Source organism: Couchioplanes caeruleus, assembly GCF_023499255.1.
GTDB lineage: Bacteria > Actinomycetota > Actinomycetes > Mycobacteriales > Micromonosporaceae > Actinoplanes > Actinoplanes caeruleus_A.
The window spans coordinates 7,602,692-7,618,519 of sequence record NZ_CP092183.1; the positions used below are offsets into that span (position 1 = coordinate 7,602,692).

The window sequence follows — 15,828 nt, forward strand, 5'->3', positions numbered from 1 at the left end:
GCTCACGCGCGCCCGGCAATCACCCGAAGGCGTCGACAATCGACAGTGCGTAGGCGTTGACGTGGGCGAATGTAACCGTAACGACGTTCCGTGTCGACACAGTGACGCATGTCCATCAAGATTCCAACCACTATGTGGGATGCCTGTCCCGCGCCCTGCCCGCCACCCATATCCGGCCCGAAGGCGAACGTCGATGGGGGCGCGGCTTGACCACGACTCTTCACGTTGGCAAGGTTTGGCGCGGTTGGACGGACGGACTGTCCGTGTTCACGCGGTCCACTCCGGACAACGTTGCGTTCTGCGGGACACAACACGTCCCGGCACCGCCCTCGAGGAGGCACCCCCAGTGAGGCTCCCCCGTCGCCTGACGGCGTCCGTCGCCGCATCGGCGCTCGTCGTCACCGCCCTCGCGGCCTGCGATTCGGACAGCGAGGCGAGCGGCAAGACCGACGTCGTGATCGGCGCCGACCTGGCCTCCGGCTCCGCCGTGGACGCCGCGTACGCCCGCGCCCTGCAGCTGCGCGTGGAACAGGTGAACGCGTCCGGACAGCTCGGCGACTACAACCTCGTCCTGCGTATTCAGGACAACAAGTCCGACCCGACGTCCTCGCTGCGGAACATCAGCACCATGGGCGACGACGCCTCGGTGGCCGCGGTCGTGTCCGGCGTCTGCAGCGAGTGCGCGGTGGCGGCCGCGAAGACGATCAACGACAAGCGGGTGCCGACCATCGCGCTCGCGCCCGCCGAGGAGGTCAGCACACCGGTGGAGAGCCGGCGCTACCTCTTCAAGCTGGGTCCCAACCCGGCCGACAGCGCGGCGGCGCTCACCGCGGAGCTCGTCCGTACGGACACCAAGTCGGTGGCGCTGCTCTACTCCGACGACCTGTACGGCAAGGGCGGCCGCAGCCACATGGTCAAGGAGCTGGCCAAGGCGAACATCGAGGTGACCAACCAGTTGCCGGTGAAGCCGACCGCCACGGACGTGACCCAGACGGTGGGCACCCTGACCGACACCGACCCTGACGCGCTGGTGGTCTGGACCGGCGCGGACCAGGCGACGCTGGCGGCCACCAGCGCCAAGGTCGCCAAGTTCAAGGGCCGGGTGTACTTCGACGCGGCCGCCGCCGGCGACCTGTTCCTGCCGCAGGAGGCCGCCGCCGCGACGAACAACACGACGATGGTGTTCACCCAGATCCTCGCCATCGACGACGTCATCGCCACGACGCCCGCCAAGGCCGCCCGCAAGCAGTGGTTCCGCGACTACACCTCGCGCTACGGCAGCTACTCGGGAGCCGCTTCGTTCGGCGCGGACGCGATCTCGCTGATCGCCGACGCCGTGGCCAAGGCCGGCACGAACCGGCAGCGGATCCGCGACATCCTGGAGACCTCGCAGACCGACGGCCTCTCCGGCCCGATCCGCCTGACGCCCGACAACCACTCCGGCCTGATGCCGCAGGCACTCACGCTCCTGGTCGCCCGCAGCGGTCGCTGGCGCCTGCTCAGCTGACCCACCGCAGACCCGAAGGGCGCCGGTCCGTGCAGGACCGGCGCCCTTTTCGGGTACGCGGATCAGCGTGCGGAGGTCGTCGCCCGCACCCACGGGAGCGCGAGCCGCTCGACCAGCACGAGCAGGTAGTACAGCACGATGCTGATCACGGCCAGGAGGGCGATCGCGGCGAACGCCGTCGCGGTGTCACCCTGGCCGCTGGTCTGCACGATGATCATGCCCAGGCCGGTCTCGCCGTACTGCATCTCGCCGACCACGACACCGATCACCGCGAGCGGCATCCCGACCTTGAGACCGACGAAGATCTGCGGCAGCGCGGCGGGCAGCCGGACCCGCAGGAACGTCTGCAGCCGCGAGGCGTCCATCGACCGGACCAGCTCGGCGAGGTCCGCCGGCGTGCTGGTCAGCCCGGTCGCCGTGGACAGCACGATCGGGAAGAAGCAGACCATGAACGCCATCGCGAGGATCGGGGTCTGCCCGTACCCGAACCAGATCAGCATGAGCGGCGCGAGCGCCACCTTCGGCACGGCGTTGAAGGCCACCAGCAGCGGCGAGAACATCCGCTCGACCGGCCGCCACGCCGCGATCGCCAGGCCGATGAGCACGCCCACCAGCACGGACAGGGCGAAGCCGAGGATCGTCGAATAGGACGTGTGCCAGGCCTCGGTCAGCAGGACCTGGCGGTAGCGGTTGAAGCCGTCGAGCACCTCGGGCGGCGCCGGAAGCACCACCACGTTCATGTCGAAGGCGACGGTGACGGCCCACCAGAGGACGATCGCCACCGCGAGGCCGAGGAGCGGCCACAGCACGGCCGAGACGGTACGGCGCGGCGCCGGTCCCGCCGGATCCGCCGCCGCCGGGGCGGAGGCGGTCGCGAGGTCAGTCATGTCTCATCGTTTCCTCCGCGGCGTCGCGGGGCGTCCGGGCGGACGCCCCGCGACAGCAGCCGGATCAGGCGTTCGGCACCAGGTCGAACGTGATGACCTGCTCGGGCGTGAGCCCGGCCGGGATCTGACCGGAGCCCTGCAGGATCGCGATGCTGCGCGCGACCCGCTGGTTGTCCAGCGCGCCGACGGGCACGCCGGAGGCCTCCGAGCGCACGAACGGCGCCATCAGCGTCAGTTCGGCCGCGGCGGACTTGGGGTCGGCCGTCGCGACGTACTTCTTCAGGATGGTGCCGGCCTCGTCCGGGTTGGTGATCGAGTCCTGCAGCCCCTTGAGCAGAGCCCCGGTGAACTTCTTCACCTTCTCGGGGTTGTCCTTGGCGTACTGGCTGGACGTGATCAGCACGTTGCCGTAGAGGTCCTGCAGGTAGTCGCTGTACGGCAGCAGCACCGCGGTCTTGCCCTTGGCGATGTTCTCGATCGTGGGCTTACCGACCACGAACTGCCCGATGCCGTCCACCTGGTGCTGCGCCAGCGTGCCGAAGAGCGTCTGCGGGTTGCCGTTCTGGAACTTGACCTTGGTCGCGTCCACGTTGGCCAGCTTCGCGTACGTGGGGAACAGGTTGCGCACGACGGAGCCGGGGGTGTCCGCGAGGGTCTTGCCCTCCAGGTCCTTGGGCGCGCTGATCCCGTAGCCCTCCAGCGACATGATCGCCGCCATCGTGCGCTGCTGGATCGCCGCGACCGCGGTGAAGCCGGTCAGCTTGGGCGCGCCACCGGCGCCACCCGCGGCGAGCAGGCCGCCGGTGAGGTCGATCGGGGTGAACTGGGCCTGGCCGCCGACGATCGACTTCACGTTCTCGCCGGAACCGTTGCCGGGCTTGATCTCGACGTCGAAACCGGCGTCCTTGAAGTAGCCCTTCTCCTTCGCCACGTAGGCGTAGCTGTCACGGCCGAAGTTGCCGAACGACGTCAGGTACGTGATCTTCTCCAGCGTCTGCGAACCGCCGGACGCGCTCTTGTCGTCCGCGTCGTCGCTGCAACCGGCTGCGGCGGCGAGCGTCGTGGCCAGCGCGGCGGCCACGATCGTACGGGTGAATGTCCTTCTGTGCACCGGATTCCTTCCCAACCGAGGGGTGTTGAGGCGGTCGGCGCCGCCGGCGGAGGGTGCCGTGACGCCGCGTGGTGTTGTGTTGAACTCGCGGCGTAAGCGTAGGGGACCCGAAGCTGATCATCGATGACAGGTATGTCTCAGAAACCCTTGTGGACAGGCTGCTCCTCAGCCCTCACCATCGGACGGCTACAGTGGCAGCGCATCGATCCGACTCCATCGGGAGCACACGCAGATGATCCGGCTCAGCGGCGTTTCCCGGACGTTCGCGGGACGTTCCGGCACCGTCGAAGCGCTCCGGGAGATCGAACTGGACGTCGCCGAGGGCGAGTTCGTCGCGATCCTCGGCCGCTCCGGCTGCGGAAAGTCCACTTTGCTGCGCATGATCGCCGGACTGCTCCCGGCGACCTCCGGCGAGGTACGGGTGTCAGGCGACCGGGTGACGAAACCGCGGCGTGACATCGCGATGATGTTCCAGAAACCGGCGCTGCTGCCGTGGCGGACGGTCCTGGACAACGTGCTGCTGCCGGTGCAGATCTTCGGCTGGCGCAAGGCCGCCCACCGCGAGCGTGCGCACGAGCTGCTGGCCATGACGGGCCTCTCCGGCTTCGAGAAGCGGCTCCCGCACGAGCTCTCCGGCGGCATGCAGCAGCGGGTCGCGCTGTGCCGCTCGCTGATCGCCAACCCGCGCGTGATGCTCATGGACGAGCCGTTCTCGGCCCTGGACGCCCTGACCCGCGAGGAGCTGTCCGGCGAGCTCCAGCGCGTGCACATGGAACTGAACACGACCATCGTCTTCGTCACCCATTCGATCGACGAGGCGGTGCTGCTGGCGGACCGGGTCGTGGTGCTCAGCCCGCGCCCGGGCCGGATCCGCGAGGTGCTCGAAGTCAAGATCCCTCGGCCGCGCACGCTCGGCCGCGGCGCGCACCTCGAGGACGTCGCCCGGTGCAGCGCCGAACTGCACGAACTGCTCATGGCTTAGGACACCCGCATGCGCGTCAGCCTGTTCACCGAGCCGCATCGCGGCGCCACGTACGACGACCAGCTCCGGCTGGCGCGGCACGCCGAGGACGCCGGTTTCGAGGGCTTCTTCCGCGCCGACCACTACCAGTCGATGGGCGCGGACCCCGGCCTGCCCGGTCCCACCGACGCCTGGCTCACCCTGGCCGGCCTCGCCCGCGAGACGTCCCGGATCCGGCTCGGCACGATGGTCAACTCGGCCACGTTCCGGCTCCCCGGCCCGCTGGCCATCATGGTGGCGCAGGTCGACGCGATGAGCGGGGGCCGGATCGAGCTGGGGATGGGCGCGGGCTGGCTGGAGCGCGAACACACCTCGTACGGCATCCCGTTCCCGCCGCTGGGCGAGCGCTTCGACCGGCTGGCCGAGCAGCTCGCGATCGTGAACGGGCTGTGGGCCACGCCGGACGGCGAGACCTTCTCGTTCGACGGCAAGCACTACCGCCTGCTGGACGCGCCCGCGCTGCCGAAGCCGGTGCAGCGCCCGGGCCCGCCGGTGATCGTGGGCGGCCGGGGACCGAAGCGGACGCCGGAGCTGGCCGCCCGCTTCGCGGACGAGTTCAACATGCCGTTCAAGACGGTCGCCGAGACGACGGAAGCCTTCGATCGGGTACGCCGGGCCTGCGAGACGTACGAGCGCCCCGCCGACCGCCCCCTGACGCTGTCGGCGGGCATCGTGGTGGCCCTGGGCCGCACCGACGAGGAGGCCCGCCGCCGGGCCGCGCCGCTGCACGTGCCGAGCGCCCTGCCGCCGGAGGACCCGGTGGAGGGCTCCCCCGACGCGCTCGTGCAGCGCATCGGCGAGATGGCGCAGGCCGGAGCCACCCGGGTGCACCTGCGGATCATCGACATGGCCGACCTCGACCACCTGGACCTGATCGCCGACCGGGTCCTGCCACAGGTAGGAGCGCTGTGAACGACCAGGAGCTGGGACCCGTCGGGCAGGAGATCCTGCTCGAGAACGACAAGGTGCGCGTCTGGCACATCTCGCTGCAGCCCGGCGAGTCGCAGCCGCTGCACCACCACGGGCTGCCGTACGTCGTGGTCGCCGTACAGGGCGCGAAGAACGTCATCCACACCGCGGACGGCGACCGGATCGACGTGGTCGAGGAGACCGGCAGCATCGTCTTCCGGGGGCCCGGCCAGACTCACATGCTGACCAACGTCGGTGACACTGTGTATATCGGCCGGATCATCGAGCTGAAGTCCGCCTAACCGGAATTTTGGCAAGCCTTAAGAAGCGGGCTTCCGACTGGCGGGCGGCCCGGACCATTCCGTAACGTGCCCGCCATGGCATTTCGGACGTGGGCCAAGCTGTTGTCCGCCACTCTCGGCGTGGGCGCGCTGGCGGGGGCGAGCCAGCTGGGGCTGGCGTACGGCCTCGGCATCGTGCGCCTGACCCGCGTCCTCGACGTGACGGCGCGTGATCAGTGGACCGCGCAACTGGCCTGGGCCGCCTGGATCCCGATGGTGGCCGCGGTCGCCGGCGCCCTCGCCGGCGCGCACCTGCTGCGCCGCTGGGCGCCGGCCTTCCGGTCCGGGGTGGGCACCGAGATCGCGTTGGCGTTCGCCGCGGCGATCGGCGCGGCGGTGGTCGTCCCGCTCACCATGCAGCCGGCCCGCACCGCCCAGGTGGCGGGCGTGAACCCGGTCGTGGTCATCGCCATCTGCGCGGGCCTCGGCGCACTGGTCGGCATCTTCGCCGCGTGGGGCGCCGTCGCGCAGGCGGTGGCCCGGTGGAGCCTGATCGCCACGGCCGCCGCGATCTGGACGGTGGCGCTGGTGTCGGTGTCCCCGTCGCTGGGACCGGGTGAGGCGCTCCCCGCCGTACGCCTGGGAGTCTTCGACGCGGGCTTCCTCTCCCCGGCGGTGACCCAGCGGACGGCCCTGGCCACCATGCCGGCCCTGGCCCTCCTCCTCGGCGCGATCCTCGGCTGGGCCGCCCGCCGCCGCGACCTGCCGACGCTGACCATCGCGCTGGCCGGCATGCCGGGCCCGGCACTGCTGACGATCGCCTACCTGATCGCCGGCCCCGGCTCGGGCGACGCCCGCTACCAGGTCGTGCCGTACTGGGCGGCCATGACAGCGACCGGAGCCGGAGTCCTGGGCTCGGTCCTGGCGGCGGTCCTGCGCCGCTCCCCCGCGCCGGACGAGCAGGACGACACCCCGACCGAGGACCGCCCGCCGCTGCCCAAGCGCGTCGAACAGCCGGCATCCGCGATCGCCGCGGCGGCCGCGCCCTCTCCCACGCCGCCCGCCACCCCGGCCCCGACCCCCGCCACCGCGGTCCCTGGCACGCCGGCGCCTGCCACCCCGGCGTCGACTCCCTCGGTGGCAGCGGCCCCCTCACCGGCCCCCGCACCGGCCCGCCCTCCGGTGGGGGCGCCGGCCCGCCCTCAGGCCGAGCCCAAGACCGACCCTCAGCTGCGCGCGTCGGACACCGCGGTCTTCGACACCACGGGTACGCCGGCACCGAAACGTCCCAAGACCCGCCGCTCCAGCGTGGCCGACGCCTTCACCGGCCGCACCGGCGAGTTCCCGACCCGCCGCCCGGCCTCCCCCACGGCGACCGGCCGCAGCGTCCCCCTCGGCGAGTACGCATCCCCGGACCCGGCCCCCTTCGACGCCTTCGCCCGCGGCAAGGACAACCCGGGCGCCCCCGCCGAGGACCACCCCGGCGCCGGCAGCCCTGCACGGCCGGCCATCCACGGCCCGGCCAGCGGCAGTCCCACCCGGGCGGTCACGCAGACGCCGGCCGCCGCACCCAAGCCGTACGTCCCGGAGCCCGCGACCCGCCCCATCCCCCCGGAAGCCCTCCAGGCCCCGACGGCGGAACAGCCCCGCTCGGTCCCGGGCCGGCTGGGCCGCAGTCTGCGCCCGTTCGCTCGAGGCCGCGCCGCCGAGCCGCTGACCCCGGAACCCACCATGGTCAGCGCGCCGCTCCCGCAACCCCAGCCGGTGACCCCGCCGCTGTCCGTGACCCCGGCGCCGAAGCACGCCGACGTCCCGCAGCAGGCGCCGGCCCCGGACGGCCCGGCGGCGGGCAGCGGCCGCGGCCGGTTCGGCCTGCGCAAGCGCAAGGACGAGGACTACGTCGACTGGGTGAGCGGCCTCGGCAGCTGAGGCCCGGCCCCCTCGCCCGCCCGCGCGCACCGGTTCGTGGCCGAGGTGGAATCCGAGCGGGGCGAGCCACCTGTCGCCGCCCTGGCACCGTCGAACCAGAGCCCACCCCACGCAGACCCCGCTCGGGAACGACCACCGACCCGAGCGGATTTTCAAGCGAAAACCCAGCAAGCACGCCCCAACACATAGCCGAACGCCGATGGAATGATCCGTAGCGGATGTACCGCCGCGCCCGCGCCCGCCGGAGGATGAGCGCACGGCCCGGCACGACGGGCCCCGACGCTACGGAGTCCGCATGTCCGCTGACACCCCGGTACCCCGCCCGTCCCGCCTGCGCCGCCTGCTCTCGGCGGTCGCGATCGTCTTCGCGCTCACCGGCGGCACGCTCGTCGCCCCCGCCGTGGTCGCCCCGGAGCACACCGCCGCCGCCGAGGCATCGGTCTATTCCAGCTGCACGATGTCGCGCTGCACCGACGCCCGCACCGCCCGGTCGGGCTGGAGTCAGCTGAGCTGGCCCACCAGCGCCGGCTGGTACACGTGGCCCTACGGCCAGTACAACTACACCGGCGGCACGTTCCAGAACCGTGAACGCCAACTGCCGACCAACGCCACCTACAACGAGTACGACGTCTACCCCCGGTCCCGCGGCGCGGCGCGGGACGCGTACCGGATCGTGGTGAACCGTTCCACGAAGGAGACGTGGTTCACTCCCGACCACTACGTCAACTTCTACAAGCTCTAGGGATCGGGCTCGTCGCCCGGTGACCGGCCGGGCGACGAGCACCCCGGATCAGGCGGTCGTGACCGGCAGGTACACCCGGCTCCCGGCGTTCACGAACTCGTCGCTCTTGTCCTTCATCCCCTGCGCGGCGTACTCCTTGAGCTCCTGGGTGATCTTCATCGAGCAGAACTTCGGCCCGCACATCGAGCAGAAGTGCGCCGTCTTGGCGGGCGCGGCGGGCAGGGTCGCGTCGTGGTACGCCCGCGCGGTCTCCGGGTCGAGCGCCAGGTTGAACTGGTCCTCCCAGCGGAACTCGAACCGTGCCTTCGACAGCGCGTCGTCCCAGGCCTGCGCCCCCGGATGCCCCTTGGCCAGGTCCGCGGCGTGCGCGGCGATCTTGTACGCGATCACACCCGCCTTCACGTCGTCCCGGTCCGGCAGCCCGAGGTGCTCCTTGGGCGTGACGTAGCAGAGCATGGCGGTGCCGAACATGCCGATCATCGCGGCGCCGATGGCCGAGGTGATGTGGTCGTACGCCGGCGCGATGTCGGTGGTCAGCGGCCCGAGGGTGTAGAACGGCGCCCCCGAGCACAGCTCCTGCTGCAGGTCGACGTTCTCCTTGATCTTGTGCATGGGCACGTGCCCCGGCCCCTCGATCATCACCTGCACGCCGTGCTCCCACGCGACGTGCGTGAGCTCGCCCAGCGTGCGCAGCTCGGCGAACTGCGCCTCGTCGTTGGCGTCCGCGATGGACCCGGGGCGCAGCCCGTCGCCCAGCGAGAACGTCACGTCGTACCGGGCGAGGATCTCGCAGAGCTCGGCGAAGTTCTCGTAGAGGAAGTTCTCCCGGTGGTGCGCGAGGCACCAGGCGGCCATGATCGAGCCGCCGCGCGACACGATCCCGGTGACGCGGTCGACCGCCAGCGGCACGTACGGCAGCAGCACCCCGGCGTGCACGGTCATGTAGTCGACGCCCTGCTCGGCCTGCTCGATCACCGTCTCGCGGAAGACCTCCCAGGACAGCTTGACCGGGTCGCCGTCGACCTTCTCCAGCGCCTGGTAGATCGGGACGGTGCCGATCGGGACGGCCGAGTTCCGGATGATCGCCTCGCGCGTCTCGTGGATGCGTTTGCCGGTCGACAGGTCCATGACGGTGTCCGCGCCCCAGCGGGTGGCCCAGGTCAGCTTGTCGACCTCCTCGGCGATCGAGGACGTGACCGCGGACGTACCGATGTTGGCGTTGACCTTGACCAGGAACCGCGAGCCGATGATCATCGGCTCGGTCTCCGGGTGGTTGACGTTGGCCGGCAGCACGGCCCGCCCGGCGGCGATCTCCTCGCGCACCACGGACGGGTCGACGCCTTCGCGGATCGCCACGAACTCCATCTCGTCGGTGACGATCCCGGCCCGCGCGTAGGCGAGCTGGGTGGGACGGTCCCCGGCGAGCGGCGTGCCCCCACCGGCGACCGGCGCGACATCGCCCCGGGCGGCGATCCACGGCCCGCGCAGCGGCGGCAGCCCCACCTCGGGGTCGCTGCCGGGACCGGACGTGTCGTAGAGCCGGACGGGCGGGTTGTCCCCGGTCAGCTCGACCTCGGCGAACGGCACCCGCAGGTCCGGACGGGAGCCCTCGACGTACACCTTGCGCCTCATGTTTCCTCCCCAATCGTGATGAACCGGGCATGACAAGGCCGCGAGGGATCACGGCCCGACAGCAATGGCCTCAGGCGAAGTGGTGCAGCGGCCCGGGACCGGCCCCGAGCTTCCAGTCGCGGCCGCCGGCCAGCGCCCGCGCGACGTAGGACTTGGCGGCCCGGACCGCGTCCCCGACGTCGTCGCCGAGGGCGAGCCGGGCCGCGATCGCGGACGAGAACGTGCAGCCGGAGCCGTGATTGTTGGCGGTCAGCACGGGTTCACCGCGCAGCGTCTCGCTGCGCCCGGCGGTGTACAGCAGGTCGACGGCCAGCTCGCTGCCGGTGACCACGACCGCCTCGGGCCCGCGCGCGGCCAGGCCGGCCGCCGCCCGGGCCATCTCCTCGGCCGTCTCGACCCGCCCACCGGTCAGGGCGCCGGCTTCGTGCCGGTTCGGCGTCAGAACCCGGGGGTACGGGATCAGCGGCGCGACAGAAGCAACACCGGACAACGTGCTGCCAGAGGTGGCGACCAGCACCGGATCCACCACCAGGTTCGGCAGCCCGGCGGCCCGCGCGGCGATCACTTCCGCAACGGCCGGATCTCCCACCATCCCCACCTTCACGGCCGCCACCTCGAAGTCGGAGAGCACCGCGTCGAGCTGGGCCGCCACGATCTCCGCCGGGATCGAATGGATCGCGGTGACCCCCCGGGTGTTCTGTGCGGTCACCGCGGTGATCACCGAAACCCCGTACGTCCCCAGAGCCGCGAACGTCTTGAGATCGGCCTGGATCCCCGCCCCGCCCCCGGAATCCGACCCGGCGATGGTCAACACCACGACGGGATTCACGACGCCACCGCCTCGACGAGCGATCGAGTCACCTTCTCGGGATCGTCCGCCCGCATCACCGCACCCATCACAGCCACCCCCGCAGCTCCCGCATCGACACACGCCCGCGCCCGCGATGCCGAATCGACTCCGCCGAGCGCGAGCCACGTCCGCTCCCCCGCCAGCCGCGCCGCCCCGGCCGGTCCCAGCGCCGGGCCGTATCCGGGCTTCGACGCACTGGCGTAGACCGGCGACACCGACACATAGTCCTCATCGGACAGTTCCTCGAATCCGTGCCACGATCGTCCCACCAGCTCGACGCCGTCCGGCCGGTTATCCACAGCAGCGAGATGGACCGCGTTGCCGCCCAACGGATCCGGGCCCGCGATGATCAGCCGGCCCCCAGGCACCACGGCCCTGACCTGCGAGGCGAGTGCCGCTCTGTCCGCGTACCCGAGATCCTTCTCGCGCAGGACGACCCACGACGCGCCGCCGCGGACCGCGGCCCGGACCACTTCGACGAGCGGCCCCGCCGCGAGCCGGCGATCGGTGACCACGACGACGCCGGACGGGGTCACCATGCCGGCATGCCGTCGTCCGATGTGGACGCCATCGCGTGGTAGCGCTTCGGGATGCGGCCCGCACCCGCCGCGAGCCGCCCGGCCTCCACGGCGTGCCGCATGGCCGCCGCCATCCGCGCGGGGTCCTCGGCGCGGGTGACCGCCGAGGCGATCAACACGCCGTCGCAGCCCAGTTCCATCGCGAGCGCCGCATCCGAGGCGGTGCCGATGCCCGCGTCCAGGATCACCGGCACGTCGACGCTGTCCCGGATCAAGCGGATGTGGTGCGGGTTGCTGATGCCGAGCCCCGAGCCGATCGGCGCGCCCGCGGGCATCACCGCCGCGCACCCGGCGTCGGCCAGCCGGCGGGCGAGGATCGGGTCGTCGCTGGTGTACGGCAGCACCCGGAACCCGTCGTCCACCAGCCGCTCCGCCGCCCGCAGCAGCTCCACGCCGTCGGGGAGCAGCGTCCGCTCGTCGCCGATGACCTCGAGCTTGATCAGGTCGGTCTCGAACGCGTCCCGGGCCAGCTGCGCGGCCTTGACGGCGTCCGCCGCGGTGTAGCACCCGGCCGTGTTCGGCAGCACGCGCATGTCCAGCCGGTCCAGCAGCGGCAGCAGGCCCGGCCCGGCCGCGTCCACCCGGCGCAGCGCGACGGTGACCATCTCGGTGCCGGACGCCACGATCGCCGCCTCGAGCGCCGCCAGGCTCTCCGCCCCGCCGGTGCCGAGGATCAGCCGCGATTCGCCGAAGAGATCCGCCATGTCAGCCGCCCTGCGCCGCGGTGAGGACCTCGACCCGGTCGCCCTCGGACAGCCGGGCGCCGGGCCAGGCCGACCGGGGCACGACCTCACCGTTGACGGCGACCGCGACGCCGCGCCTCACCTCGGTGACCGCGGCGACGAGCCGCTCCACGGTGCTGCCGGCCTCGACCGTACGGCCGGCGCCGTTCACAGTGACCCTCACGCGAACCTCCCGGGGCTGAACGCTGCGAGCAACGGATCGACCCGGCCCACGACCAGGTCGGCGATGAGATCGGCGGTGACCGGGGTGAGCAGCACCCCGTTGCGGTGATGTCCGGCGGCCACGACCACGCCGGCGCCGAGCGGCCCCAGCACGGGCGCGTTGTCCGGTGTGGACGGACGGTGGCGCACGACGGTCTCGGTCAGCTCGAACTCGGCCAGCTCGGGCACGAGGTCGGTGGCCGAACGCAGCAGCTCCAGCACAGATCCGGCGGTCACGGTGAAGTCGGCCCGCTCCTCCTGGGTCGCGCCGACGACCACCTCGCCGTCCGAGCGGGGCACCAGGTACACGTGCCGGCCGTCCACGTACCCGTTGACGACGTGCCGCAGCACCCCCGGCTCCCCCCGCAGGCGCAGCACCAGCCCCTTCACCGGGCGTACGGGCAACCCCGTCAGCGCCGCCGTCCCCAGCCCGGCCGCCACGACCGTGACACCCTCGGGAAGCGACGTCACCCGGCTGGTCGTCACCGCGTCACCGAGGACGGCCCGGAGCGCGGCGACCACGCGCCGGGGATCCACCTGCCAGTCGTCGGCCAGGAAAGCCCCGCCGCGCACCCGTGGCGACAGGGCCGGCTCCAGCTCCCGCAGTTCGCTCGGCGGCAACGGCCGCACCTTGAGATCCCGCAACTCCCGGTACGCCCACAGCCGCCGAGCCTCCGCGAGGTCGTCCCCGGTCAGCGCCACGTCGACCGCGCCCGTGGTGTCGAAGCGCAGGTCGTACCCGGCCTCGAGGGACAGCTCCGCCGCGAAGGCAGGCCATCGGCGCGCCGACTCCAGCAGCAGCTCCTGCAACGGCTCCTGGCCGAACGCCGTCTCCCCGGCGGGGGCGAGCATCCCGGCGGCGGCGTACCAGGCGCCCTCGTCGCCGCCGCTGTCGAGCACGGTCACGGTCAGTCCACGCTGGACGAGCCGCCACGCCACGGAGAGCCCGATGATGCCGCCCCCGACCACGGTGACGTCGGTCATGCCACAGCCTTCAGCAGGCGCTCGGTCGCTTCGCCGGGATCCGCGGCGTTCGCGACCGCGCCCACCACGGCCACCCCGGCGGCCCCGGCCCGGCGCAGCTCAGGGGCGTTGTCCGCGGTCACGCCGCCGATGGCGACGATCGGCACACCCGGCACCGACGCCGCCACCGAGCCGATCTTCGCCACCCCGAGCGGCGCCGGCAGCCCGGTCTTCGTCACGGTCTCGAAGGCCGGCCCCACCCCGAGGTACGAGGCCCCGGCCGCGACCGCGGCCCGGGCGGCGGACCCGTCCCGGCACGTCCCACCGAGCACCGCCCCGGGGCCGAGGACCTTGCGCGCGGCGGCCACGGGGAGATCCTCCGCGCCGACGTGGGCGCCGTCCGCGCCGACCGCCAGCGCCACGTGCAACCGGTCGTTGACCAGGCACAACACCCCGGCAGGACGGCACAGCTCGACGATCGCCGCCGCCAGCTCGTACGCGACCCGGTCGGTGACGTCGTCCTCGACCCGGACCTGCACCGCCAGCCGGTCGGACGCGCCGAGGCGGCCGGCGGCGGCCACGGCGGCGGTGACGACGGCGACGGCGTCACGACCGGGGCGTGCATCGGTGATGAGGTGGAGACGCGGAAAAGCAGGGTCCACAACGCACTCCTCCCTGCGCCGGCATGACCCGGATCAGGTTCGACGGTCGGGGGCCGCGACAGCCCCCCTCTCAGCCCGGTGCACCGGACTCCCGTGGGGTTGGTTCCGCCGCCGACACTAACGCCGTGCCGCGGTCCGCGTAAACCCCCTCAGCGCACGTCCCACACCGGCTCGGGGGTCTCCACGACCTCGCCGTCGCCCTGGAAGAGCACGAACCGATCGAATCCCCGCGTGAACCAGCGGTCGTGGGTGACCGCGATCACCGTGCCCTCGAAGGCCTTCAGCCCCTCCTCCAGGGCCTCCGCCGAGGCGAGGTCGAGGTTGTCGGTCGGCTCGTCGAGCAGCAGCACGGTCGCCCCGGACAACTCGAGGAGCAGCACCAGGAACCGGGCCTGCTGTCCACCGGAGAGCGTGCCGAAGCGCTGATCGCCCTGAGCCGCGAGCTCGTACCGGTTGAGCGCCTTCATCGCGCCCGCCCGGTCCATCCCGGACCGGTGGTCGTCACCGCGCCAGAGGATCTCGACGAGCGTACGGTCGAGCAGCTCCGGCCGGTCGTGCGTCTGCGAGAAGTGCCCGGGCCGGACCCGCGCGCCGAGCCGGGCCGTGCCGTTGTGCGCGACGTGTGCCAGCGGCGCCCCGTCCACCGGCTTGTTGTCGACGTCCGGGGCCGTGCCGCCGGCCGCGAGCAGCCGCAGGAAGTGCGACTTTCCGGTGCCGTTGGCGCCGAGCACCGCGACCCGGTCGCCGTACCAGATCTCCAGGTCGAAGGGAAAGGTCAGGTCCTCCAGCTCCAGGCCCGTGCAGACCACGGCCCGTTTCCCGGTACGCCCGCCGCGCAGGTTCATCCGCAGCGACTGTTCCTTCGGGGGCAACGGCGGCGGCCCGGCCTCCTCGAACTTGCGGAGCCGGGTCTGCGCCGCCTGATAGCGCGAGGCCAGCCCGTCGTTGTACGCCGCCTTGTTCTTCAGCGTGAACACGAGCTCCTTGAGCTTCTCGTGCTCCTCGTCCCAGCGCCGCCGCAGCTCCAGCAGCCGCTCGTGGCGGTTCGACCGGGCCTCGTGCCAGGAGGCGAAGCCGCCGGGGTGGGTCCACGCGCCGCCGCCCTCCACGGCCACGACCCGGGTGGCGGTCTGGGCCAGCAGCTCGCGGTCGTGCGAGACGTACAGCACGGACTTGGGCGATTCCCGCAGCCGCGCCTCCAGCCACCGCTTGCCGGGCACGTCCAGGAAGTTGTCCGGCTCGTCGAGCAGCAACACCTCGTCGCCGCCGCGCAGCAACAGGTCGAGGGCGAAACGCTTCTGCTGTCCACCGGAGAGCGTGCGCACCGGTCGCACCTTCACCTCGTCCCACGGCTTGCCGAGGATCGCGACGGCCACGGTGTCGAACAGCACCTCCGCGTCGTACCCGCCGGCCTCGCCCCACCCGGCCAGCGCGGTGGCGAACCGCATCTGCGCCTTCTCCGAACCGGGCGCCTCCCGCAGCGCCGCGTCGGCCGCGGCCACCGCGTCACCCGCGGCCCGCAACGGGGGCGCGACCAGGGACAAAGCAAGATCTTCGAGGGTACGGTCATCGCCGATCATCCCGATGAACTGCCGCATGACGCCCAGCCCACCGGCCCGCGCGACGGTCCCGACGGGTACGGCGAGATCACCGGCGACCATCCGCAACAGAGTGGTCTTCCCGGCGCCGTTCGGCCCGACGAGCGCCACCTTCGCCCCCTCCCCCACCCGGAAGGAGACGTCGGAGAACAGTTCCCGCCCGTCCGGCAGCACGAACGCGACCCCGGAGACATCCACGTAACCCACGCGGCCA

At 72.2% G+C, this 15,828-nt stretch carries 16 protein-coding genes and 1 riboswitch; of the genes, 6 read left to right on the top strand and 10 right to left on the bottom strand.

Features of this window, described 5'->3' with window-relative positions; all coding sequences use genetic code 11:
- The first annotated feature begins 346 nt into the window (after positions 1-346).
- Positions 347-1,507, top strand: a complete 1,161-nt coding sequence (locus tag COUCH_RS35020) for an ABC transporter substrate-binding protein (protein WP_249609440.1) — start codon at positions 347-349, stop codon at positions 1,505-1,507.
- Positions 1,508-1,569: 62 nt separating this feature from the next.
- Here the strand turns inward: COUCH_RS35020 and COUCH_RS35025 are convergent, their stop codons facing one another.
- The gene (locus COUCH_RS35025) at positions 1,570-2,394 is read right to left on the bottom strand and encodes an ABC transporter permease (protein ID WP_249609441.1); all 825 of its coding nucleotides are present in this window, start codon (positions 2,392-2,394) and stop codon (positions 1,570-1,572) included.
- Between the two features lie 64 nt (positions 2,395-2,458).
- Positions 2,459-3,505, bottom strand: a complete 1,047-nt coding sequence (locus COUCH_RS35030; RefSeq protein WP_249609442.1) for an ABC transporter substrate-binding protein — start codon at positions 3,503-3,505, stop codon at positions 2,459-2,461.
- Positions 3,506-3,737: 232 nt separating this feature from the next.
- Here COUCH_RS35030 and COUCH_RS35035 point away from each other — a divergent pair, with 232 nt between their 5' ends.
- From COUCH_RS35035 to COUCH_RS35055, 5 genes are all read left to right on the top strand, one after another.
- A complete protein-coding gene (locus tag COUCH_RS35035; RefSeq protein ID WP_249609443.1) occupies positions 3,738-4,487 on the top strand; it encodes an ABC transporter ATP-binding protein in 750 nt (249 codons plus the stop codon).
- Between the two features lie 9 nt (positions 4,488-4,496).
- Positions 4,497-5,438 carry an LLM class F420-dependent oxidoreductase gene (locus tag COUCH_RS35040; RefSeq protein WP_249609444.1) on the top strand — a complete coding sequence of 314 codons (942 nt, stop codon included), beginning with the start codon at positions 4,497-4,499 and terminating at the stop codon, positions 5,436-5,438.
- Entirely contained in the window at positions 5,435-5,737 is a 303-nt protein-coding gene (locus COUCH_RS35045) for a cupin (RefSeq protein ID WP_249609445.1), read from the top strand. The genes COUCH_RS35040 and COUCH_RS35045 overlap by 4 nt, the downstream gene beginning before the upstream one ends.
- A gap of 75 nt (positions 5,738-5,812) precedes the next feature.
- Positions 5,813-7,645, top strand: a complete 1,833-nt coding sequence (locus tag COUCH_RS35050; protein WP_249609446.1) for a hypothetical protein — start codon at positions 5,813-5,815, stop codon at positions 7,643-7,645.
- 295 nt (positions 7,646-7,940) lie between these two features.
- Positions 7,941-8,387 carry a ribonuclease domain-containing protein gene (locus COUCH_RS35055; protein WP_249609447.1) on the top strand — a complete coding sequence of 149 codons (447 nt, stop codon included), beginning with the start codon at positions 7,941-7,943 and terminating at the stop codon, positions 8,385-8,387.
- 48 nt (positions 8,388-8,435) lie between these two features.
- On the opposite strand, the gene thiC is transcribed toward COUCH_RS35055, so the two are convergent.
- The 8 genes from thiC to COUCH_RS35095 all read right to left on the bottom strand — a co-directional run bounded on the left by thiC (position 8,436) and on the right by COUCH_RS35095 (position 15,821).
- Entirely contained in the window at positions 8,436-10,019 is a 1,584-nt protein-coding gene (gene thiC / locus COUCH_RS35060) for a phosphomethylpyrimidine synthase ThiC (protein ID WP_249609448.1), read from the bottom strand.
- A gap of 70 nt (positions 10,020-10,089) precedes the next feature.
- A complete protein-coding gene (gene thiD, locus COUCH_RS35065; protein WP_249609449.1) occupies positions 10,090-10,848 on the bottom strand; it encodes a bifunctional hydroxymethylpyrimidine kinase/phosphomethylpyrimidine kinase in 759 nt (252 codons plus the stop codon).
- Positions 10,845-11,408, bottom strand: a complete 564-nt coding sequence (locus COUCH_RS35070) for a thiamine phosphate synthase (RefSeq protein ID WP_249609450.1) — start codon at positions 11,406-11,408, stop codon at positions 10,845-10,847. Before COUCH_RS35070 ends, thiD begins: the two co-directional genes overlap by 4 nt.
- On the bottom strand, positions 11,402-12,151 hold the full coding sequence (locus tag COUCH_RS35075) for a thiazole synthase (protein ID WP_249609451.1): 750 nt from the start codon (positions 12,149-12,151) through the stop codon (positions 11,402-11,404). Before COUCH_RS35075 ends, COUCH_RS35070 begins: the two co-directional genes overlap by 7 nt.
- Position 12,152: 1 nt before the next feature.
- Positions 12,153-12,353, bottom strand: a complete 201-nt coding sequence (thiS, locus tag COUCH_RS35080) for a sulfur carrier protein ThiS (RefSeq protein WP_249609452.1) — start codon at positions 12,351-12,353, stop codon at positions 12,153-12,155.
- The gene (gene thiO, locus COUCH_RS35085) at positions 12,350-13,375 is read right to left on the bottom strand and encodes a glycine oxidase ThiO (RefSeq protein ID WP_249609453.1); all 1,026 of its coding nucleotides are present in this window, start codon (positions 13,373-13,375) and stop codon (positions 12,350-12,352) included. Before thiO ends, thiS begins: the two co-directional genes overlap by 4 nt.
- On the bottom strand, positions 13,372-14,016 hold the full coding sequence (gene thiE, locus COUCH_RS35090; protein ID WP_249609454.1) for a thiamine phosphate synthase: 645 nt from the start codon (positions 14,014-14,016) through the stop codon (positions 13,372-13,374). Before thiE ends, thiO begins: the two co-directional genes overlap by 4 nt.
- A riboswitch (TPP riboswitch) is annotated at positions 14,010-14,121 on the bottom strand. It overlaps the preceding gene by 7 nt.
- A 44-nt stretch (positions 14,122-14,165) precedes the next feature.
- Complete coding sequence (locus COUCH_RS35095) at positions 14,166-15,821, bottom strand: ABC-F family ATP-binding cassette domain-containing protein (protein ID WP_249609455.1); 1,656 nt, start codon at positions 15,819-15,821, stop codon at positions 14,166-14,168.
- Positions 15,822-15,828 lie beyond the last annotated feature (7 nt).

Coding starts and splice junctions, on each gene's coding strand:
- COUCH_RS35075 (WP_249609451.1), bottom strand. CDS start 12,151: ATGGCGGATCTCTTCGGCGAATCGCGGCTGATCCTCGGCACCGGCGGG.
- COUCH_RS35055 (WP_249609447.1), top strand. CDS start 7,941: ATGTCCGCTGACACCCCGGTACCCCGCCCGTCCCGCCTGCGCCGCCTG.
- thiC (WP_249609448.1), bottom strand. CDS start 10,019: ATGAGGCGCAAGGTGTACGTCGAGGGCTCCCGTCCGGACCTGCGGGTG.
- COUCH_RS35070 (WP_249609450.1), bottom strand. CDS start 11,408: ATGGTGACCCCGTCCGGCGTCGTCGTGGTCACCGATCGCCGGCTCGCG.
- COUCH_RS35025 (WP_249609441.1), bottom strand. CDS start 2,394: ATGACTGACCTCGCGACCGCCTCCGCCCCGGCGGCGGCGGATCCGGCG.
- COUCH_RS35040 (WP_249609444.1), top strand. CDS start 4,497: ATGCGCGTCAGCCTGTTCACCGAGCCGCATCGCGGCGCCACGTACGAC.
- COUCH_RS35035 (WP_249609443.1), top strand. CDS start 3,738: ATGATCCGGCTCAGCGGCGTTTCCCGGACGTTCGCGGGACGTTCCGGC.
- thiO (WP_249609453.1), bottom strand. CDS start 13,375: ATGACCGACGTCACCGTGGTCGGGGGCGGCATCATCGGGCTCTCCGTG.
- COUCH_RS35050 (WP_249609446.1), top strand. CDS start 5,813: ATGGCATTTCGGACGTGGGCCAAGCTGTTGTCCGCCACTCTCGGCGTG.